Origin of the sequence: Prochlorococcus sp. (genome assembly GCF_965655815.1) — a bacterium.
GTDB lineage: Bacteria > Cyanobacteriota > Cyanobacteriia > PCC-6307 > Cyanobiaceae > Prochlorococcus_A > Prochlorococcus_A pastoris.
The window spans coordinates 245985-267184 of sequence record NZ_CBFHHZ010000001.1; the positions used below are offsets into that span (position 1 = coordinate 245985).

The window sequence follows — 21200 nt, forward strand, 5'->3', positions numbered from 1 at the left end:
ATGGCCTATGCGAAACCTCATAAAAGAAAATATTAAAAAAACAGGAAATAACTCTTCTCGAAGCATTAAAAAATTACTTAAACAAAGATCTTTTGTTGTTTTCATATCAATTCTATTAACAGGTTTAGGGGCATCAATTACTAGTATTTCTTTTAAAACTGGAATTTATTTTATAAATAATTGGAGATTAGAACTTTTAAATCATTTTCCGTCTGTTGCAGTCTTACCACTATTTGGTGCAGTTGGTGGAGCTATTGCAGGATTTTTGATTAAAAATTTTGCTCCTGCAGCGAAAGGTTCAGGTGTAAGTCAAATTATGGGATTTTTAAGACATAAAAAAGTACCCATGAATCTTAAAGTTGGATTAGTCAAATTAATATCTGGAATCATTGCAATCGGAAGCGGGTTCCCTTTGGGTCCTGAAGGTCCATCAGTTCAAATGGGGGGTTCAGTTGCTTGGCAAATGGCAAGATGGCTAAAAGCTCCTCTAGCATTTAGAAGAGTAATAGTTGCTGCTGGAGGTGGAGCTGGAATAGCAGCAGTATTTAGCGCTCCTTTGGGTGGCTTCATTTACGCAATTGAAGAATTATTAAATTCTGCAAGACCAGTAATCTTATTATTAGTCGTAATTACAACTTTCATAGCAGATTCATCTGCAGATATTATTCAAGCCTTGGGTTTAGATCCAAAAGCCGGGGGTTTTGATTTCAATCTAGGCTTTTTAATCCAAAAAGAATATGATCCATCTGTCTTTTTCTTGCCTATTGATTTTATTTACCTTTTGTTACTTGGAATAATTATTGGATTATTCGCAGAACTTTATAGTAAGTATGTTCTTTTTATGCAAAAGCTTGGAAAAAAATGGTATAAAAATAAATTTGTTCTAAAAATGAGTATTTGCGGACTTTTACTTGGAAGCATTTATTCTTTTTTGCCTAGCTCTTTCCATAATTTAGATGAATTGCAAAAAATAATAGTCGAAAAGAATACGAATATTGAAATAGCCTTTTTAGCTGTATTTATACTTTTTATAACAACAGGATTAGCCGCTGCATCTGGAGCCCCTGGAGGGTTATTCTATCCGATGCTCACCTTAGGAGGAGCTATTGGATTAATCATGGGAACCTGGGTAGAAATTGCTACAGGTCATGCCCCAAGTACATATATATTTGCTGGAATGGGGGCATTTGTAGCTGGATGTTCAAGAACACCAATAACTGCAATGTTCTTAGCTTTTGCTTTAACAAAAAATTTATTAATTATGAAGCCCGTTCTCATTAGCTGTATTGCAAGTTTCCTAATAGCAAGAGCGTTTAATGAAGAATCAATTTATGAAAGACAAATTCAAATTGAATTAGAGGATTAAAAATTATTTTTAATCAAAAACAGCGGTTTTGCTCTTATAAACAAATACTTGGTGATTTAGATGTAATCTAACAGCCCTTGCCAAAGCAACTCTCTCTATATCCCTGCCTTTTCGAATTAAATCATCAACTTCATCTCTATGACTTACATTGACAGTACATTGTTCAATAATTGGGCCCTCATCAAGATCTTTAGTTACATAATGTGCTGTAGCACCTATTAATTTTACACCCCTTTTCCATGCACGATGATATGGTTGAGCGCCCTTAAAAGCAGGTAAGAAAGAATGATGAATATTTATTATTGAAGAAAACTTTTGCAAAAAAGAATCACTCAAAATTTGCATATATTTAGCTAATACAACAAAATCGATATCAAATTGATCGATTAATTTTAAAATCTGATCTTCAACATCAGATTTCGAGGAATTAACAGTATCAAAATAAACAAATTGTGAATTAAAGTCATTCGCAATACTTTCAAGATCAGGATGATTAGAAATTATTAATGGGACATTCATTTTGAGTTCACCATTTCTTACTCGCCAAAGTAAATCAATTAAACAATGATTTTGTTTACTCACAAAAATAGCAACATTCGGAATCTCATCTGAATAATTAATATTAAATTTTCCATTTATATCAACTGCAATTTTTTGAAACTTATCATAAATATCCTTTCTGTTAATTGTTGTATGGATGCTATTCCACTCAATCCTACTAAGAAATAGCCCCGCATCTTGATCTGTATGATGATCTGAATGCTTGATATTGCCACCATAATTTGATATCCAACTTGTAAGCTTACTTACTAAGCCTGGACGATCAGGACAAACAATTTTGAATATAATTGAAGGATGTTCCAAAGAAAATTTAATTGTTTAATCAAATAAGTAAGTACACCTAATATATCAATGAAAGGATTAAAAGAAAATTTTCAAAAACCACATATACTGATTGTAGGTGCTGGCATAATAGGAAAGTTTAACGCATTAGAACTGTCTGAATTAGGGTATCAAATAACAATTGCAGATCCAACTTTAGACAAAAATAGTAGTAGTGCTGCATTAGGTCTTCTAATGGGATATATATATCAAAAGAGGAATGGCAGAAGTTGGATACTTAGAAAACAAAGCCTTGAATTGTGGCCAAAATGGATCAAATTATTACAAGAGTTTAATCCTGAATTACATATAGAAAAACGATTAATTCAGTTGACGACAAATGATGCAAAATTTGAAAAGCTAGAGAAATTTGTTAATGACAATACAAACCAAGGACTTGAAATTTTAGAGAAAGACTCAATCATTATTAAAAATATCAATAAGATTTTCAAGACAAAAAATATTAAAGGAGTTATTTCCCACAAAGATGGGAGAATAGATCCTCAATCATTATTAGATACATTAAATGTTTACCTAAAAAACAAAAAAATTAATTTTTTAGAAGATGAAATAATAAAAATTAAAAGATTTAACAAACAATGGATTGCGGCTTCGAGAAGTAATAACGAAATCAAAACTGATGCAATTATCTTATGTAATTCTCTTAATTCAATAAATTTAATAATAGACAAGCCTCATAAAATCAAATTAAAACCAGTCTTGGGCCAAGCTTTAGAAATTTGTACAAACTTACATGAAGTTAATTTATTATCCCTGCCAAAACATTTCAACATTAATGGCAAAAACATAATTCCTTTAACAAAAAATAAAATTATCATTGGTTCTACTGATGAATATCATGAAAAACCAGAAGATAATGTCTTCGAAAAACTTACTGATTTTATTGAGAACAAACCTAGCTGGCTATCTAGAGAAAGAGTAACGAGAAAATGGTTTGGCATTAGATCAAGACCGGAAGGAGAACCATCCCCTATTCAGAAAAATCTAGAAAATGGATTAATTATATGTACTGGTTTCTATAAAAATGGATTTTTACTTGCTCCTTCATGTTCTCATTGGGTAGCAAATGAACTAAATAAATATTTTATTTAATCTTTTGTCTCTGTAAAGTCTGCATCAATTACATCATCATCGCCACCTTTATCATTTGATTCATTTGAATCTGGAGTCCCTGGTGCTGGAGGTTGGTTACCTGGCTGTTGATATACAGAAGAACCAATTGCATAAAGTTCTTGTTGTAGTTCTTCTAATAATTTTTTCATAGCTTCATAATCTTCTTTTGAAGTTGCTTCTTTTAATGCTTTACTTTTTTCTTCTACCTTAGCTTTAGCTGAAGCATCAACTTTATCACCAAGTTCTCCCAACTGTTTTTCTGTTTGATAAACAAGAGTTTCCGCTTGATTCTTTAAGTCAATTTTCTCCCTTTTTTCTTTGTCGACAGAAGCATTTGATTCTGCATCTTTAACCATTTTATCAACTTCATTATCTGAAAGAGTTGAAGCACCTGTTATAGAAATGGATTGTTCCTTACCACTTCCTTTATCTTTCGCGGTGACACTTAAAATTCCATTTGCATCAATATCAAACGTTACTTCTATTTGCGGAACACCTCTTGGAGCAGAGGGAATACCATCAAGCCTAAAGGTTCCTAAGCTTTTATTATCTGATGCCATTTCTCTTTCTCCCTGCAAAACATGAATCTCGACGTTAGTTTGACCATCTACAGCAGTTGAATAAGTCTCAGATTTCTTTGTTGGCACTGTTGTATTTCGAGTAATCATTTTTGTCATTACTCCTCCCAATGTTTCTACACCAAGAGATAACGGGGTAACGTCTAACAACAAGATATCTTTTACTTCACCTGCTAGAACTCCTCCTTGAATGGCTGCACCAACAGCTACAACCTCATCAGGGTTTACAGTTTGATTAGGATCTTTACCAGTAACTCGCTTAACTAATTCTTGAACAGCAGGCATTCTAGTTGAGCCGCCGACCATTACTATTTCATCAATCTCTCCTGTAGATAGCTTGGCATCCTTTAGAGCTTGTTCTACTGGAACTCTACATCTATCGATTAATTTAGAAGCAAGCTCTTCAAAATTTGCTCTAGTCAAGTTTAAATCAAGATGTTTTGGGCCTTCTGGAGTAGCAGTTATAAAAGGTAAGTTAATTTCACTTTGAGTAGCATTTGAAAGTTCAATCTTTGCCTTTTCAGCCGCTTCAGTAAGACGTTGCAAAGCTTGTTTGTCCTGTCTTAAATCAATTCCTTCATTACTTTTAAAAATGCTTGCTAGATGGTCGACAATACATCTATCAAAATCATCACCTCCTAAATGAGTGTCTCCAGAAGTTGATAGAACTTCGAATACACCATCTCCAACCTCTAAAACTGATACATCAAAAGTTCCACCGCCTAAATCAAAAACAAGTATTCTTTCATTACTTTTTTTGTCTAATCCATAAGCTAAAGCAGCAGCTGTAGGCTCATTTATTATCCTTAAGACTTCAAGCCCTGCTATCTTACCTGCATCTTTTGTAGCCTGTCTTTGAGAATCATTAAAATAAGCCGGAACAGTTATAACAGCTTGGGTTATATTTTCGCCTAAATATTTACCTGCATCTTCAGAAAGTTTTCTTAAAACCTGAGCACTTACTTCTTCAGGAGAAAATTGTTTATCTAAAACTGGGCATTTTAATTTTACATTTGAACCAGCCTTTTCAATACCATAACTGACATCTTTTGATTCCTCATTAACTTCATCAACTCTTCTACCAACAAAACGCTTGGCCGAATAAAAGGTATTTTCAGGGTTCATAACAGCTTGTCGCTTTGCGATCTGACCAACAAGCTGATCTTGATTTTTTGTATATGCAACAACAGATGGTGTTGTTCTGAAACCCTCTGCATTTGCTATTACAGTAGGTTTACCACCTTCCATAACAGCTACACAACTATTTGTTGTCCCTAAATCGATTCCAACAACCTTCCCCATGGGTAGATACTCTATTTAATATTCTCCATAATCGGTCATAGACGACATTATTGTTACTCTGAAACGGGGAGTGGTTCCCGAACAGATCACAATTTTCCTGCAAAATTTCTCTTAATAATGATTACAAGTAAAACATCATTTCTTGCTTTGATTGGAAACCCAGTAAGTCATTCTTTGTCTCCAATTATGCAAAATGCAGCTATTCAATATTTAGGCCTTGATTTAATTTATATGGCTATACCTTGTAAAAATGAAGACTTAGAAAGAGTTGTTAATTCTCTAAAAAAAATGAATTGTAAAGGCTTGAACATTACAATTCCTTTTAAACAAAAAGTATTTGATATGTGTAGTGAAATATCTCCAGTTGCAAAGAAAGTAAAAGCTATTAATACCCTGAAATTGAACGATAATAAAGATTGGATTGGAACAAATACTGATATTGATGGATTTATCTATCCTTTAAAAAAGCTTAATTTAATAAAAAAGAGTTCATTAATTTTAGGTTCTGGAGGTGCAGCTAGATCAGTAATCCAAGGTCTAATAGAATTAAAATTATCAAAAATTACAATCATTTCACGAAAAAAAAATTCTTTAAATGAATTAATTACCAATTTTAAAAATGATATCGAAATAAAAGGTTTGCTTAGTACTAAAAACGAGATTAAAAATTTAATTCAAGAAACTGATTTAATAATCAATACAACTCCAGTAGGAATGAGCAATAGCACTAATATTGATGAGCTACCATTTGGTCAAGGGTTTTGGGATTCCATAAATTCCAAGACAATTGTTTATGACCTAATTTACAATCCTTCTCCTACTCCGTTCTTAAAATTTTGCGATAAAAAAGGATGCATGACTATAGATGGTACTCAAATGCTAATTGCTCAAGGAGCAAAATCATTATCATTCTGGACAAACGGATTAGAAGTACCTTTTGAGGTTATGCATGATGCATTAAAAGAATATCTTTAATCAAAAAATTAAATGCTATTTATAAAGAATTTGACCTTGATAATGTATCGTAAGTAATGAACAGACGCTCATTAATCAAATTCTGAGCCAAAGACCTTGTCTGAAAATTATGACTGATCAAATTTATTACGAAACAATGTACATTCTTCGTCCCGATATAGCTGAGGACGAGGTAACTAATCACATAGATAAATATAATAAACTTCTTGAGGAATCAGGGGGTAAAATCCTTGATAGTCAAATGAGAGGTAAAAGAAGATTAGCTTATCAAATAGCAAAACATAGAGAAGGTATTTATGTTCAATTAAGTCATCAAGGTAATGGCCAACACATTTTCAAAATCGAAAAAGCAATGCGTTTAAGTGAAGATGTTATTAGATATCTAACAGTAAAACAAGAAGGGCCTTTACCTACGCCAAGATCTTCAAATAAAGGATCTAATCAATCAGAGAAAAAAGAAATTGAGAGTATTGATTCAACTAATAAATCAGAATCTAAAGAGGAAACTAATGATAAAATAACGGCAACTTCTGAAACTACATCATCTCAATTTAAAGAGTCTCAAAGTCTTGAACGCTAATTATTCTTTTTTGAATTTAATTCTGCCCATATTTTATTGGACATCCCCCACATATAAATAAATCCTTCTGCTTGCTTGTGATTAAAAATATCATCTTTACTGTAAGTTGCCAAATCCTCCCTATAGAGAGAGTTATTTTCAGAAGATCGACCAATTACTATTGCATTTCCCTTATGTAATCTTATTTTGACCTTACCGTTAACAGATGATTGAGTGGAATCAATAAAACCATCTAATGCTTGCTTGAGAGGACCAAACCAAAATCCCTGATAAACTAGTTGACCCCATTTTTTTTCTACTATATTTTTAAAATCTAATACATCTGGATTTAATGTTATGCTTTCTAATTCTTTGTGAGCTTTTATAAGAAGTAGAAGGCCAGGCGCCTCATAGATTTCTCTGCTCTTAATACCGACAACTCTATCTTCAATCATATCTATTCTTCCAAAGCCATGTTCGCCTGCTAGAGAATTAGCCTTTTGAATGATCTCTACAGGACTTAAAAATTCATTTCCTATTGCAATAGGAAATCCATTTTGAAATACAATTTCTAGGTCTTTTGGAGCATTTGGTGCGTTATTAATAGATGAAGTCATATCAAAAACGTCTTCATTTGGTTCTTGCATTGGATCTTCCAATAAACCAGCTTCAATACTACGACCAAGAAGATTTACATCAATCGAATAAGGAGACTTCTTAGAGACAGGAGCTGGAATTCCAAATTTTTCACCGTACAAAATAGCTTCTTCTCTACTCATCTTCCATTCTCTAGCAGGTGTAATTATCTGTAAATCAGGTCCTAAAGCATGAATAGCCAAATCAAATCTTACTTGATCATTTCCTTTTCCTGTACAGCCGTGCGCCACTGCATCAGCATTTAGTTCTCTTGCCAAATTTACGAGATTTTCAGCTATCAGTGGTCTAGCCAAAGCGGTTGATAAAGGATACTTTTCTCCATAAAGTGCATTCGCTCTAATAGCAGGAAAAGCATACTTTTCTACAAAATTATCTACTAAATTCCCAATCACAGATTTTGTTGCACCTGAATTTAAGGCTTTTTGTCTAACAATCTCTAAATCATCTCCTTGGCCAAGATCAGCTACAAAAGTTACAACTTCTGAGATACCGTATTCATTTTTTAAATATGGAATGCAGACACTAGTATCAACCCCTCCGGAATATGCAAGAACAACTTTTTTTACCTGCTGCATTAAAATTTACCTCCAGTGAAGAAAGGTGAAAGTAATAAGGATTTCAGCTTTCTAAATTTTATTAAAAACTAATATTATTGTAACTACAAGAGCTGGACCAAAAACTAATAAGAGTACAAGATAATTATTAATTAATAAAATATCCGGCTTTAAAAAGCCATAGTATTTAAAAAAAATGGCTGACAAGACTGACATTGGCCAAATTAGAAAATATTTTAAATTTTCTTTATCAAACAAAATTTTTCAAGTACATGTTTATGTATTATGGTATAAAAGTAAAGATTTTTTTAAATGGATTCTAATAAACTCAAAATTAGATTAAACGAAATTGCTGAAGTAAATCCAGCCTTAACTTGCTATCACAGAGAAGACCCTGCTCCTGTACTGCCATTAAGAGAAGAACCGGATTTACTATCTTGGCTAGAAGACACAGGCAGACTTGTAAACGAAAAAGATGGAGATTCTCAAGAGATAAGTACAATTGAAGAAGAAGAACTTTCAGCTTTAATGGGAGAAAAAGAAGATTATAAAACCGAAGAAGACGTTTCAAATGATGATTGGGAAGACTAGATCGCTAACTTTTACATCATTATTTTTCTTACTTGTAATTTCATTAATAGTAAATTCTTACATTTTCAATAGTTTACTAATAATTAATATTTTTCTAATATCAAGTTTAATTTCCTTAGTAATAACAAAATACGGTTTTAAAATAATTACACGATTAAATTTATTACAAAATATAAGAAGTGAAGGTCCAACTCTTCATTTTAATAAAACAAATACTCCTACGATGGGCGGAATATTTATTATTTTGCCCTTTTTATTACTACTTTTAATAGTTAATAATTACGTTGATTCTATTGGTATATTATTATTATTTTTTTGTACTATAAGTTTTTTTATTATAGGATTTTTAGACGATTATTTAAGTATTGCAAACAAAAAAAATACAGGTCTAAAATCTAATGAAAAATTTACATTACAAGCTTTAATTGCAATTTTATTTATCATATTTGCAAGTCAAAGCAATTATATTAATCCTTTGATCACTATATCTAATAATTGGAATATGGATACTAATATAGTAATTTTTCCAATCTGTTTTTTAACTTTAGTAGGTTTAAGTAATGCAGTAAATTTGACCGACGGCCTAGATGGATTAGCAGCTGGATGTAGCGCAATAGTTTTTTTTGGACTTGGTACGGAAATATTTATTAAAGATCAAAAAGATTTAATAATTTATGGCCTTATTTCCTATGCAATGTCAGGTTTATGTATAGGTTTTCTAAAATACAACAAATATCCTGCAAAGATATTTATGGGAGATACTGGATCTTTAACAATTGGTGCGGCGTTAGGATCTATTTCAATATTAACTAATAGTTTTTTTACGTTATTTATTATCTCAGGAATATTTATTACTGAAGCTCTATCAGTAATGATTCAAGTAAGTTTTTTTAAAATCACCAAAAAGTTATTTAAAAAAGGGAAAAGAATCTTTTTGATGACACCAATTCATCATCATTTTGAACTAAAGGGTATCAAAGAAGAGAAAATAGTTGAAAACTTCTGGAAAGTAAACATATTACTTATTGTTTTAGGTATAGTTTTAAAAATAAATCTTTGAATTATTAAGTATGAGTTTCTTTACTTGGAAGGATGATGGCTTAACAAGTGACTGTGTAAGTCTTGATGCAATGGCATCTCGATTTGAAGAAACAGCTAAGCTAATAAAAAAATTATCTGAAAAAGGCTTTAAATTAAAAAAAACGCAAAAGCATCAGTTAATCATTCATTCTGATCCACAAATTTTTGATCAATGGGGTTTTATAAGTGAGGAACTACCTTTCAAACAACTTTCTTTGATTCCTGATGATGAAACAATTGTCGATTTTTCATAGTGGCCTTGCAAGATTGATAAATAATTTCTGACATGAGTATTCCAACTAAAATGTCTATGGACTCCTTCGATTCCATTTCTACTCCATATCTTCCATTGAGTACTATTTGAAATACCTTTTTCAAGAGCAACTTTCAACTGATTAATGTCAGTTACATTTACTAATAAGCCATTTTCACATTTTGCATGAATTTCTTTAGGACCTCCATCATCTGTAGCAATAATTGGTAAACCACATGAAGAAGCTTCAAGTAATGTTAAGCCAAAGGGTTCTGTTAGGGCAGGATTAACAAAAATTCCTCCACTACTAGCTGCCCATCTATATAAAGAAGGAATATTTGCTGGAGAATGTTTTTTGGGATAAGCCACTTTTCCATATAAATTATATTTGTCTATCATTTCAAAAATCTTTTGAAAAACATCTCTTTGTTGAGAATCAAGTTTAGATGTATTGTCTCTACAACCTAAAACTAAAACTAAGTTCGTTTTTCTTTTTAATTTTTCTGATCGTCCATAAGCTTCTACTAAAGAAGGAATATTTTTTCTTCTTACTGCTCTAGAAATAGCCAATATAGGAGGCTTTCTTAAATCTTTCAAAAAAGGAAGCATCATATTATCAATTTCAGAGGTCTCAGTTGTTGAATGAATATGATGAAACTTAGTATGATCAACTCCAGGAGCAATAACTTTTGATTTTTCGAATGAAAAAGAGTGATATTGAGAATATTGAGATACAGATTCTTGTTTAGTGCTTGTCACAACGATATCAGCATATTTTAAAGACTCTTCTTCTGCATTAATTCTTTCGCTTATACAGTAAAGCTTTTCAATTTGATTAATTTTTAAACCAGCCTCAAGTAATTTTCTTCTTTTCTCTCTTCCTAAAGAATGCCCGGTGAAAATAAAAGGTACTTTTAAAGCTTGACTTAGTCTGACTCCCACATAGCCAGCATCTGCATAATGAGCATGGATAAAGCTTGGCTTATTTTCGTATTTTTGATAATACTGAATAAGATTTTGAGTTAATTCGTCTAAATAAGGCCAAAATAATTCTTTTCTTAAATACTTATTGGGTCCAAATTGAAATCTTAAAATTCGTGCACCCGGTACAATAAATTCTTGCTCTTTTGAATAAGAACTATCAACTTTACTATCTTTAATGAGACGAGTAACTATATCAACTTGATCAACCTCTGACGTATTAGCCAAGCTTTTTACCAATTCCAAAACATATTGCGTTTGACCACCAGTGTCTGAATCTCTACCTAGTTCAAGATTATTAGAACGTATTAAACCATGCAAATGTAAATATAAAAATTTCAAACTCATTTATGATTTTAAATTACCCTATTACTAATAAGCTGTCTATTAAGGTAGAAATATTAAGAAAACATTATGATTTATTATTTTAAAAAAGTTATAACTACTAAAAGACAAGCTATAGTTAATTTTTTACAACTTAAAAAAAAGATAATTTGACAAATTAAATATTAACAATACGAAGAAATATAACTAGTTAAAAGCTTAATTTAAAGCTTCTTTTAAATATTTCGCTGTATAACTTATTGAATGCTTCGCAACATCTTCAGGTGTACCCTCAACTATAACTTCTCCACCTTTATCACCTCCATCAGGTCCAAGATCAATTATCCAGTCTGAACATCTAATAACGTCCAAATTATGCTCAATAACAACTACGGAATTACCTTTATCTACTAAACGTTGAATAACATCCATTAATTTATGAACATCATAAAAGCTTAACCCAGTTGTTGGCTCATCAATTAAATATAAAGTTTTTCCAGTAGCTCTTTTAGATAATTCAGTTGCTAATTTTACTCTTTGTGCTTCGCCGCCAGATAGTGTTGGAGCTGGCTGGCCCAACTTCACGTAACCAAGCCCTACATCTACTAATGTAGATAATCTATCAGCTGCTTGTGGGATCGCGGAAAAAGTTTCTGCAGCCTGCTCAACAGTCATTTCTAAAACATCAGAAATATTAAAGCCTTTATATTTAACTTGAAGAGTTTCTCTATTAAAACGAGCTCCCTTACATACATCGCATTGAACATAGACATCAGGTAAAAAATTCATTTCAATTACATTTACTCCTTGTCCTCGACAAGCTTCACATCTACCTCCTTTTACATTAAAGCTGAATTGCCCGGCTTGATAACCTCTGGCTTTAGCTTCTACAGTCGCAGTAAATAACTGTCTAATTGGATCAAAAGCCCCTGTATAAGTTGCAGGGTTTGATCTAGGAGTTCTTCCAATAGGAGATTGATCAATAACAATTACCTTATCTATGGCCTTTATCCCTTTTAACTCTTTAACACCTTTAGGGAAAGGTACTTTTAAACCAAGAGAATGACTAAGCGCAGGATGTAATAATTCATTAACTAATGTACTTTTTCCACTTCCACTCACTCCTGTTACGGAAACTAATCTCCCCAAAGGAAATTCAACTGATATATCTTTTAAGTTATTTTTAACGCAGTTATTTAAAATTAAACTTTTCTTGACTGAAGATCTACGTTCTTTGGGAGTAGGAATCGATTTTCTTCCACTGAGATATGCTCCAGTTAATGACTTCTTTGAATTTAAAACATCTTCAAATGAACCTTTTGCAATAATTTCCCCTCCATAAACTCCTGCACCTGGTCCAATATCCACTAAGTAATCAGCTGATTTCATAGTATCTTCATCATGTTCAACAACAACAAGAGTATTTCCCAAATCTCTGAGATTTTTTAAAGTTTCCAGCAATCTATCATTATCTCTTTGATGTAAACCAATACTGGGTTCATCCAATACATATAAAACACCAGTTAAGCCAGCTCCAATTTGAGTTGCTAATCTTATACGTTGTGCTTCTCCTCCTGATAAAGTCATTGCTGGTCTATCTAAAGTTAAATAATCTAAACCGACATTAATTAGAAACTTTAAACGCAGTCGAATTTCTTTTAAAACTAGTTCACCTATTTGTTTTTGTTTCTCGGATAAAGAAATATTTTCTTTTATATTTTTACTTAACCCCATTATTTTCTCGATATGAAATAAAGTATCTGAGACACTTATAGAGGTCAAATCAGTAATACTGTAAGGCCCAATCTTAACGGCAAGTGCTTCTGGTTTTAATCTTTTACCAGAACATGTTTTACAAGGAACCAATTCTAAATATTTTTCAAGCTTTTGCTTGACTGATTCTCCATTAGTTTCGGTTAATTGCCTTTCTAAAATAGGCAAGATTCCTTCAAAAGGTCTTTCGAAACCACTAGAACCCTTAAAACGACTATCAGCTTGAATTACGATTGGCTTATCAGATCCAGAAAGTAAGACATTTTTTTGTAAATCACTCAAATCTTTCCATGGAGTTTTTAATTCAAAACCATAAGCTTGGCCAACTGAATAAAGTAATGAAAAATAATAAGTATTATCTTTTTCACTCCAGGGAGCTATAGCAGCATAAACAGGTAAAGAAGGGTCAGGTATTACTCTATCTGCAGTAAATTTTTTTAAGTATCCAATACCATGGCAATCAGGGCAAGCACCGTAGGGACTGTTAAAAGAAAATAGTCTTGGAGACAACTCTTCAACAATAGATCCGTGAATTGGACAGGCATAATTCTCTGAATATAACTTTTCTTTATCTAGATTCGGAGGCAGAGTTTCGCCTTTTTTTGGAACAACTTCTACGATAGAGAGTCCATCCCCTCTTTTAAGACAAGTTTGTAAAGAGTCATTCAATCTTTCCTGGATTCCCTCTCTCGCAATCAATCGATCGACTACTACCTCAATATTGTGAGTATGATTTTTGTCTAATTCAATACTATCTGCAAGTTCCCTTACCTCACCGTTAATTCTTACTCGAGCAAAGCCTTCTGCTGCTAATCCACTAAGTAATTTTGCATGAGTTCCTTTTTTACCCCTCACAACAGGTGCAAGTAATTGATATCTTGTTCCTTCGGGCAGCAAAACTATTTGATCAACCATCTCATCAATTGTCTGAGGAGCAATAGGTAGACCACAGTGGTGACAATGGGGTTCTCCGGCTCGACCAAATAATAATCTTAAATAATCTTGTATCTCAGTTACAGTTCCAACAGTTGATCGAGGATTATGGCTCGTTGATTTTTGATCTATGGATATAGCAGGAGATAAGCCCTCAATATTATCTACATCTGGTTTATCAACTTGACCTAAAAATTGTCTTGCATAAGCAGAAAGACTTTCTACATATCTCCTCTGACCTTCAGCAAAAATAGTATCAAAAGCCAAAGAGCTCTTGCCACTTCCACTAACACCTGTAAAAACAATAAATTTATTTCTTGGAAGAGTTAGATCTATATTTTTTAAATTATGTTGTCGAGCGCCTCGAATCTTAATTGAATTATCTTCATTAACACCAATGTTTTTTTTAACCATGCTTAAATCTTAAAATGATTTAAAGAACACTTATTATAGTGTAAATTTTTTGGTTTATGCGGCTGCTCTATCTATAAGTCTCGATGCATAATTATTTGCTTCACTAAAACCGCCACCTATAAGTTCAATTAACTCATTTTGTCTTTCCTTTTTAGTAATTAATTTCGTTATGGAAGTAAAGGTTATTCCATTGATAACATTTTTCTTAACTTTAAAATGAGTGTTGCCAGTTGCTGCTAAGAAAGGCTGATGAGTAATACACAAAACCTGCCTTTCCTGTGCAGTCAATTTTATTAAATCCACTAAAGAATGTAATGATTTTCCACTTAAACCATTATCGATTTCATCTAAGAAAAAAGTGTTAGATTTTTGAGAAATGCTAGATTTTATTGCTAATAAAAATCTTGACATTTCACCACCAGAAATAACTTTAGATAATGGAGCCAACTTTTGATCAGGATTTGCAGAAAAAAGGAAGTCTATATTTTCGTTGCCTTCTGAAGAAGGTGTAACTTTTGAAAAGTTAATTGAAAAATCTGCATTTTCTAAACCTAAATTTTTCAAAATAGAAATTACAGAATCTTGAAGCTGATTAGCAGTTTTTCTTCTTTGAAAAGACTGAATCTCAAAAAGAGTATTTAAATTAGCTTGCGAATCATTAATTTGAATATCCAACTTCTTAATCTCTTCCTCAAATAAATTTGTATCTATAAATGTTTTTAATTCATCTTTCTTCAAAATCAATTTTGGAAGTTCTAAAGAAAAAGTTCGCTCTAAATTTTGCAAATAAAATAATCTTTTTTGAATTTCTTCCAAACTAATATCCTCATTCTCAAGTTCTTCCGAATATTCTGTTAAGGCAAAAATTAAATTTTCTACATCACTTTGAATATTCATTAAATTTTCATTTAAATCCTTAATCTTTGAATCAAATTGAACCACTTTATTTAATTGTTTAATTGATTGAGCAATTAAATAACTAACTGATGGAGCCTCATTTTTATAGCTATTTAAATTATCAAGTGATAATTTAATGGAGTTATTGATATCAAAATTATTCGACAGTCGCAGTTCCTTTGATTGTAATTCAAAAATTTCATTAGCTGAATTTAAATTAGCTTCCTCCAATACTTTATACATCTCTTTAATTGCAAAATTATTTTTTTCTTTCTGTTTATATGAATACATCATGTCTTGTCTTCTTTTTCTAAGATTCTGAAATTCTTGCCATATATTTTTAATTTCAAAATTTATCGTCTTTAATTTTTTGGAACCTAAATCATCAATTATTGATCTTCTATAGTCTTGATTATCATATAAAACGCTATCAGATTGACCAGCAAAATCTACTAATAATAAACCTAACTCTTCCAAAAGCTTTTTACTGATAGAAAAATTATTTATAGTATATTTTGAAAGAATTTTATTATTTTTTATATAAGATTTTCTTTTTACGAATATTTCTCCTGAGATTTTATAAAAACCATTTCTCAAAAACCAATCAGTAACTTGAGAAGAATTTGAAAATTTCGCCTCAATTAAACATTCTTCTTTTCCTGGACGTATTAAGTGATTTAAGGGTATATTAGATCCACCAAATAAAACATTTAAGGAATCTAAAATCAAGGATTTTCCTGATCCTGAATCTCCAGTAAAAATATTCAAACCTTTTTCGAAATTAATTTCTATAATTTCTATTAAGGCAATATTTTTTAAAATTAATTGTATTAACATGATAATTCTTTTATACAAAAAAATTAACTTCTTTTTGAAGAAAATAAAAGGGTTTAAATAAATAAAGTTATGAATGAAGATTATACAGATTTTATAGAAGCATCAGGATTACTAAAATATGATCCTGAAATAATTTCAAAAATTTATCAAAAAAATCCTAGTCGACTGTTCAAGAGACTTTGGCAAACCTTAATCCCAATATTTTTATATATTATTTCAGTTGGATGGGATAAATTAACAGGACAATTAAAAAAAGAATCAAAAGCAAGATTTAGAGCAAAACAACTAACGAATTTACTAGTAGAATTAGGACCTGCATTCGTTAAAGCAGGACAAGCTTTATCAACCAGACCAGATATTATTCCTGTTATTCTCCTTGAAGAACTTTCTGAACTTCAAGATCAATTACCAGGATTTGATGGAAATAAGGCAATGGAATTAATAGAAGAAGATTTAAATAAAAAAATTAATGAGATTTTTTTAACCATAGACAAAGACCCTATTTCTGCAGCATCTTTAGGACAAGTTCATAAAGGTGTTCTTAAGAATAAAGAAATTGTAGCTGTAAAAGTTCAAAGGCCAGGTTTAAGAGAACAAATCACACTTGATTTATATATAGTTAGGAATATTGCTAATTGGTTGAAAAACAATATTGGATTTATAAGAAGTGATCTTGTTGCTTTAATTGATGAGTTAGGAAAGAGAGTTTTTGAAGAAATGGATTATTTAAATGAAGCTGAAAATGCTGAAAAATTTAGAAATCTGCATCTCCATAACTCAAAAATTGCTGTGCCAAAAATTTATAAAGAAACTACTTCACGAAGAGTCTTAACCATGGAATGGATAGATGGGACAAAGCTAACTAATCTTGAAGGCGTTAAAAATTTAGGAATTGATCCTGATAAAATGATTGAAATTGGAGTGCAATGTAGTTTAGAACAATTATTAGAGCATGGATTTTTTCATGCTGACCCACATCCGGGAAATTTATTAGCTTTAAAAGATGGAAGATTATGTTATTTGGATTTCGGCATGATGAGTGAAGTTTCTAGGAGTTCGAGATCTGGTTTAATTCAAGCAGTAGTTCATCTTGTAAATAAAAATTTTGATAAATTATCCCAAGATTTTGTTAAGTTAGGTTTTCTTTCAAAAGAAGTTAATCTTGAACCTATTGTTCCAGCTTTTCAAGATGTATTTGTAAATGCAGTAGAACTTGGTGTATCAAAAATGGATTTCAAAAGTGTAACTGACGACATGTCAGGAGTAATGTATAAATTTCCCTTTCAGTTACCTCCATATTATGCTCTTATAATTAGATCTCTACTAACTTTAGAAGGAATTGCTTTAAGTGTAGATCCTGACTTTAAAATACTTGGTGCGGCTTATCCTTATTTTGCAAGAAGATTAATGGAAGACCCTGATCCTCAATTAAGAGAAAGTTTAAAAGAAATGCTTTTTGATAAAAAACAATTTAAATGGGACAGATTAGAAGATTTACTCTCTAATGCTGCAAAACAAACGAATCTTGATTTAGAAAAACTTCTTGATGAAGTTATAAATCTCCTATTTTCTCCAAAAGGGGGATTTCTAAGAGATGAGATTATTAATGGTTTAACTATTCAAATAGATTTGATAGGCTTGAAGTTATTAAAAAGCGTCAATAATTTCCTTCCGAAATCAATAAAATTAAATGTTGCTAAAGAAGACAACAACATAAATGATTTAATATTGTCTATTGAACCGTTCAAGAACTTTTTAGAAATCATACAAAAGATACCAGGTTATTCTATGGATATCTTTTTAAAAAGAATGCCAAGACTTATAAATGAGCCATATACAAAAGAAATGAGTTTTAAAATAGCGAAAAAGGTGACAGAAAAAGGTGTAGTCAGGCTTGTAAAAATTGCTGCTGGTTCAACAATATAAATGAAATTTTCAAAAAGTTTAATTCCTAGAATTTTTTTAATATTATTTATTAATCAAATATTTTTTAATGTTCCTAAAGCTCAATCTGCGGAAAAAATCAAAATTATATACAGTATTTTTTCGAGAACAATAACTGTCGATTCTTTAAAAACTTTCGCTGAAAGCGGTAATTCATCAAAATCATTAAGAAAAATTTTAAATGCAACTGGTTCTTCAGATGAAAAGATTCAATCAATATTGAATAACAAATTTGAAATACCTATAACTATTGCAAGTAAATTAGTATATTCCGAAATAGGTAATGTTTTTTTAAATAGACTTTCATCTATACTTCATACTCCTAACACAAATGATGAAAGAACAGGTAGGTTAGCCCTAAGATCTAGTGTTATACAAGGTTTATATACTGGGAACGGAAAAATAGATCTCGTAAGTTTTTTTAAAAGTTATCCAACTAAAACTGTTATTTTAAACGTAAACGCTTTGAGTAAAGTTATGAATAAAGTACAATCAATATCAGAATTGTTAGATTTCTTTACTAGCAAGCCCTTAGAAAAGATCAAAACAATTAAATAACTATGTCAATAGTAAATAAAATTAAGAACAAATTTTCTTTTCATTACAGAAAAAAAAGATGGCCAGGATTAATCAATGCATATAAACAATATCTACCAGTTTCCTCTAAGACTCCCATCATATCCTTAAATGAAGGAAATACTCCTCTTATTCTCAGCAAATCAATTAGTGATTTAATTGGAAACGATACTAAAGTTTATTTAAAATATGATGGTCTTAACCCTACTGGTTCTTTCAAAGACAGAGGTATGACTATGGCGATAAGTAAAGCAAAAGAGGAAGGACGTGAAGCGGTAATATGCGCTAGTACAGGAAATACTTCTGCAGCTGCAGCTGCTTATGCTTCAAGAGGTGGTCTAAAATCTTATGTATTAATTCCAGATGGATATGTAGCTCAAGGAAAACTTGCTCAAGCTTTAATGTATGGAGCCGAAATCATATCTATACAAGGTAATTTTGATAAAGCTTTAGAAATTGTCAGGAAGTTGTCTTCCGAATATCCGATTAATCTTGTAAATTCTGTTAATCCTTACCGAATACAAGGTCAAAAGACTGCAGCATTTGAAATAGTAGATGACTTAGGTATTGCTCCTGATTGGCTATGTATACCAATGGGTAATGCGGGTAATATAACCGCTTATTGGTTGGGTTTTAAAGAATATGCAAAAATTAAGAAAAATTTAAAATTGCCACTAATGATGGGATTTCAATCAGAAGGATCTGCACCTTTAGTGAAAAATATTATAATTCAAGATCCTGAAACGATTGCGACAGCTATTCGGATTGGAAATCCTGTAAATAGAGATAAAGCAAAAATCGTTAAGAAAGAAAGTAAAGGAGATTTTCAATCTGTAACTGACGAAGAGATTATTGGAGCTTATAAAATGCTTGCAAAAGAAGGTATTTTCTGTGAACCAGCAAGCGCAGCTTCAGTAGCGGGACTTATTAAAAATAAAAACAGAATAAAAAAAGAATCAACAATAGTTTGTGTATTAACAGGAAATGGATTAAAAGATCCGGATTGTGCGATTAAAAATAACGATGCTATATTTCGGAAAAATATTGAACCTTCGTTAAAAAACATAACAAAAATTTTGGGATACTAACTAAACCGAAAATAAAAGTGACTGTGGAATTAATTTAAAACTCTTAAGAAACTGTTGAATAACCATCGAAACAAAAACAAAAATGTTGATAATTTTAAAAAAAAATTCTATTAGTTCACATCTATCAACATTTATGATTTTTTTTCCACCATTTTATTTTTATTAACCATCAAGTACAACAATAATTTTGACTATTTTCCACAGTTTCCACAAAAACTACTACTACTATATTAATTCATAATTAGAAAGTCTTCTATTAGAAAGATTGAAGATTTAAAAGAAAAATATTTAATTGCAATAATCAAGAAAATGGCTCTAGTATATAAATAAAGTTATGAATTCAGATGGAGATTGTTTGTAATCAAAATGAATTTAATTATGCTATTCAATTAGTTAGTAAAGCAGTTGCTTCAAGACCTACGCATCCAATCCTTGCAAATTTACTTCTAACAGCTGATCAAGGTACTAATAAAATTAGTTTAACTGGATTTGATTTGAATCTAGGAATACAAACTTCATTTGATGCGACTGTAAACAAAAGTGGAGCAATTACTGTTCCATCCAAACTTTTATCTGAAATAGTTAATAAATTACCAAGTGAAACTCCTGTCTCTCTTGATGTTGATGAGAGCTCTGATAATATTTTAATTAAAAGTGATAGGGGTTCTTTTAATATTAAAGGTATTCCATCAGAGGATTATCCAAGCTTACCGTTTGTAGAAAGTGGTACATCTTTGAATATTGATCCAAGTTCTTTTTTAAAAGCTTTAAAATTAACTATATTCGCCAGTAGTAGTGATGATTCCAAACAATTACTCACAGGAGTAAATTTTACATTTAATTTAAAATATTTGGAGTCAGCTGCGACAGATGGGCATAGATTGGCTGTTGTTTTGATTGACAACAAAGAAAATTTTGATGAAAAAGAAGATTTTGCTTCAAATGAAGAAAACTTATCAGTTACTATACCAACAAGATCTTTAAGGGAAATTGAAAAGCTTGTTAGTCTTAGAAGTTCTGAAAATTCAATTAAACTTTTCTATGACAAAGGTCAAGTAGTATTTATTTCCTCTAATCAAATAATTACTACCAGAACTCTTGAAGGTTCTTATCCAAATTATTCTCAATTAATACCTGATAATTTTACGAAACTGTTTACATTTAATACAAAAAAAATAATTGAATCACTTGAAAGAATAGCGGTTTTAGCAGATCAACAAAGTAGTGTCGTTAAGATTAAACTAAATGAAAAGGATTTAGCATTAGTCAGTGCTGATGCTCAAGATATAGGAAATGCCAGTGAATTAGTTCCTGTATCTTTTGATTTTGATCAATTCGATATAGCTTTTAATGTAAGGTATTTATTAGAAGGTTTAAAAGTTATATCAAGTGAAAATGTAATTTTTAAATGTAATCTTCCCACTACTCCAGCTGTTTTAGTTCCAGAAGATAATATTAATTCTTTTACCTATTTAGTCATGCCTGTTCAAGTTCGTTCTTAA

The 21200-nt window shown here is 31.0% G+C and carries 17 protein-coding genes; 11 read left to right on the forward strand and 6 right to left on the reverse strand.

Annotated features, from left to right (window positions below; all coding sequences use genetic code 11):
* The first annotated feature begins 7 nt into the window (after nt 1–7).
* Complete coding sequence (locus ACTF45_RS01275; protein ID WP_288346567.1) at nt 8–1366, forward strand: ClC family H(+)/Cl(-) exchange transporter; 1359 nt, start codon at nt 8–10, stop codon at nt 1364–1366.
* 9 nt (nt 1367–1375) lie between these two features.
* Here ACTF45_RS01275 and purU read toward each other — a convergent pair whose 3' ends face one another.
* Nucleotides 1376–2230, reverse strand: a complete 855-nt coding sequence (gene purU / locus ACTF45_RS01280; RefSeq protein WP_288346566.1) for a formyltetrahydrofolate deformylase — start codon at nt 2228–2230, stop codon at nt 1376–1378.
* A 48-nt stretch (nt 2231–2278) separates the two neighbouring features.
* On the opposite strand from purU, the gene ACTF45_RS01285 reads away from it, so the two are divergent.
* Nucleotides 2279–3361: an FAD-dependent oxidoreductase gene (locus ACTF45_RS01285; RefSeq protein WP_288346565.1), complete on the forward strand. Its 1083-nt coding sequence runs from the start codon at nt 2279–2281 to the stop codon at nt 3359–3361.
* Here the strand turns inward: ACTF45_RS01285 and dnaK are convergent.
* A complete protein-coding gene (gene dnaK, locus ACTF45_RS01290; RefSeq protein ID WP_288346564.1) occupies nt 3358–5262 on the reverse strand; it encodes a molecular chaperone DnaK in 1905 nt (634 codons plus the stop codon). The two genes, ACTF45_RS01285 and dnaK, sit on opposite strands and share 4 nt — an antisense overlap.
* A 117-nt stretch (nt 5263–5379) precedes the next feature.
* On the opposite strand from dnaK, the gene ACTF45_RS01295 reads away from it, so the two are divergent.
* The gene (locus ACTF45_RS01295) at nt 5380–6237 is read left to right on the forward strand and encodes a shikimate dehydrogenase (protein ID WP_288346563.1); all 858 of its coding nucleotides are present in this window, start codon (nt 5380–5382) and stop codon (nt 6235–6237) included.
* 109 nt (nt 6238–6346) lie between these two features.
* Nucleotides 6347–6817: a 30S ribosomal protein S6 gene (gene rpsF / locus ACTF45_RS01300; protein WP_288346562.1), complete on the forward strand. Its 471-nt coding sequence runs from the start codon at nt 6347–6349 to the stop codon at nt 6815–6817.
* On the opposite strand, the gene ACTF45_RS01305 is transcribed toward rpsF, so the two are convergent.
* Nucleotides 6814–8028 carry an argininosuccinate synthase gene (locus tag ACTF45_RS01305; protein WP_288346561.1) on the reverse strand — a complete coding sequence of 405 codons (1215 nt, stop codon included), beginning with the start codon at nt 8026–8028 and terminating at the stop codon, nt 6814–6816. The genes rpsF and ACTF45_RS01305 overlap by 4 nt on opposite strands.
* 291 nt (nt 8029–8319) lie before the next feature.
* Here ACTF45_RS01305 and ACTF45_RS01310 point away from each other — a divergent pair, with 291 nt between their 5' ends.
* Genes ACTF45_RS01310 through ACTF45_RS01320 form a run of 3 tightly spaced genes read left to right on the forward strand, consistent with a single transcriptional unit; the run spans nt 8320 to nt 9932 of the window.
* Nucleotides 8320–8598: a DUF3134 family protein gene (locus tag ACTF45_RS01310; protein ID WP_011133335.1), complete on the forward strand. Its 279-nt coding sequence runs from the start codon at nt 8320–8322 to the stop codon at nt 8596–8598.
* Nucleotides 8582–9658, forward strand: coding sequence for a phospho-N-acetylmuramoyl-pentapeptide-transferase (mraY, locus tag ACTF45_RS01315; protein WP_288346604.1), 1077 nt, complete (start codon nt 8582–8584; stop codon nt 9656–9658). Before ACTF45_RS01310 ends, mraY begins: the two co-directional genes overlap by 17 nt.
* A gap of 10 nt (nt 9659–9668) precedes the next feature.
* A complete protein-coding gene (locus ACTF45_RS01320) occupies nt 9669–9932 on the forward strand; it encodes a hypothetical protein (protein WP_011133337.1) in 264 nt (87 codons plus the stop codon).
* Here ACTF45_RS01320 and ACTF45_RS01325 read toward each other — a convergent pair.
* From ACTF45_RS01325 to ACTF45_RS01335, 3 genes are all read right to left on the reverse strand, one after another.
* On the reverse strand, nt 9848–11260 hold the full coding sequence (locus ACTF45_RS01325; protein WP_438949202.1) for a glycosyltransferase: 1413 nt from the start codon (nt 11258–11260) through the stop codon (nt 9848–9850). The two genes, ACTF45_RS01320 and ACTF45_RS01325, sit on opposite strands and share 85 nt — an antisense overlap.
* 195 nt (nt 11261–11455) lie before the next feature.
* A complete protein-coding gene (gene uvrA / locus ACTF45_RS01330) occupies nt 11456–14356 on the reverse strand; it encodes an excinuclease ABC subunit UvrA (RefSeq protein ID WP_288346558.1) in 2901 nt (966 codons plus the stop codon).
* Between the two features lie 54 nt (nt 14357–14410).
* The gene (locus ACTF45_RS01335; protein WP_438949203.1) at nt 14411–16090 is read right to left on the reverse strand and encodes an AAA family ATPase; all 1680 of its coding nucleotides are present in this window, start codon (nt 16088–16090) and stop codon (nt 14411–14413) included.
* Nucleotides 16091–16159: 69 nt separating this feature from the next.
* Between ACTF45_RS01335 and ACTF45_RS01340 the strand changes: the two genes are divergently transcribed.
* From ACTF45_RS01340 to dnaN, 4 genes are all read left to right on the forward strand, one after another.
* Nucleotides 16160–18016 carry an ABC1 kinase family protein gene (locus tag ACTF45_RS01340; RefSeq protein ID WP_438949204.1) on the forward strand — a complete coding sequence of 619 codons (1857 nt, stop codon included), beginning with the start codon at nt 16160–16162 and terminating at the stop codon, nt 18014–18016.
* Entirely contained in the window at nt 18017–18592 is a 576-nt protein-coding gene (locus ACTF45_RS01345) for an alpha/beta hydrolase (protein WP_288346555.1), read from the forward strand.
* A 2-nt stretch (nt 18593–18594) separates the two neighbouring features.
* Entirely contained in the window at nt 18595–19698 is a 1104-nt protein-coding gene (thrC, locus tag ACTF45_RS01350; RefSeq protein ID WP_438949205.1) for a threonine synthase, read from the forward strand.
* Nucleotides 19699–20042: 344 nt separating this feature from the next.
* Complete coding sequence (gene dnaN, locus ACTF45_RS01355) at nt 20043–21200, forward strand: DNA polymerase III subunit beta (protein ID WP_438949206.1); 1158 nt, start codon at nt 20043–20045, stop codon at nt 21198–21200.

Bases quoted from the DNA above. Each gene is read 5' to 3' on its own strand.
- ACTF45_RS01275 (WP_288346567.1), top strand. From the start codon at position 8: ATGCGAAACCTCATAAAAGAAAATATTAAAAAAACAGGAAATAACTCT.
- ACTF45_RS01285 (WP_288346565.1), top strand. From the start codon at position 2,279: ATGAAAGGATTAAAAGAAAATTTTCAAAAACCACATATACTGATTGTA.
- dnaK (WP_288346564.1), bottom strand. From the start codon at position 5,262: ATGGGGAAGGTTGTTGGAATCGATTTAGGGACAACAAATAGTTGTGTA.
- ACTF45_RS01295 (WP_288346563.1), top strand. From the start codon at position 5,380: ATGATTACAAGTAAAACATCATTTCTTGCTTTGATTGGAAACCCAGTA.
- rpsF (WP_288346562.1), top strand. From the start codon at position 6,347: ATGACTGATCAAATTTATTACGAAACAATGTACATTCTTCGTCCCGAT.
- ACTF45_RS01305 (WP_288346561.1), bottom strand. From the start codon at position 8,028: ATGCAGCAGGTAAAAAAAGTTGTTCTTGCATATTCCGGAGGGGTTGAT.
- ACTF45_RS01310 (WP_011133335.1), top strand. From the start codon at position 8,320: ATGGATTCTAATAAACTCAAAATTAGATTAAACGAAATTGCTGAAGTA.
- mraY (WP_288346604.1), top strand. From the start codon at position 8,582: ATGATTGGGAAGACTAGATCGCTAACTTTTACATCATTATTTTTCTTA.
- ACTF45_RS01320 (WP_011133337.1), top strand. From the start codon at position 9,669: ATGAGTTTCTTTACTTGGAAGGATGATGGCTTAACAAGTGACTGTGTA.
- ACTF45_RS01325 (WP_438949202.1), bottom strand. From the start codon at position 11,260: ATGAGTTTGAAATTTTTATATTTACATTTGCATGGTTTAATACGTTCT.
- uvrA (WP_288346558.1), bottom strand. From the start codon at position 14,356: ATGGTTAAAAAAAACATTGGTGTTAATGAAGATAATTCAATTAAGATT.
- ACTF45_RS01335 (WP_438949203.1), bottom strand. From the start codon at position 16,090: ATGTTAATACAATTAATTTTAAAAAATATTGCCTTAATAGAAATTATA.
- ACTF45_RS01340 (WP_438949204.1), top strand. From the start codon at position 16,160: ATGAATGAAGATTATACAGATTTTATAGAAGCATCAGGATTACTAAAA.
- ACTF45_RS01345 (WP_288346555.1), top strand. From the start codon at position 18,017: ATGAAATTTTCAAAAAGTTTAATTCCTAGAATTTTTTTAATATTATTT.
- thrC (WP_438949205.1), top strand. From the start codon at position 18,595: ATGTCAATAGTAAATAAAATTAAGAACAAATTTTCTTTTCATTACAGA.
- dnaN (WP_438949206.1), top strand. From the start codon at position 20,043: ATGGAGATTGTTTGTAATCAAAATGAATTTAATTATGCTATTCAATTA.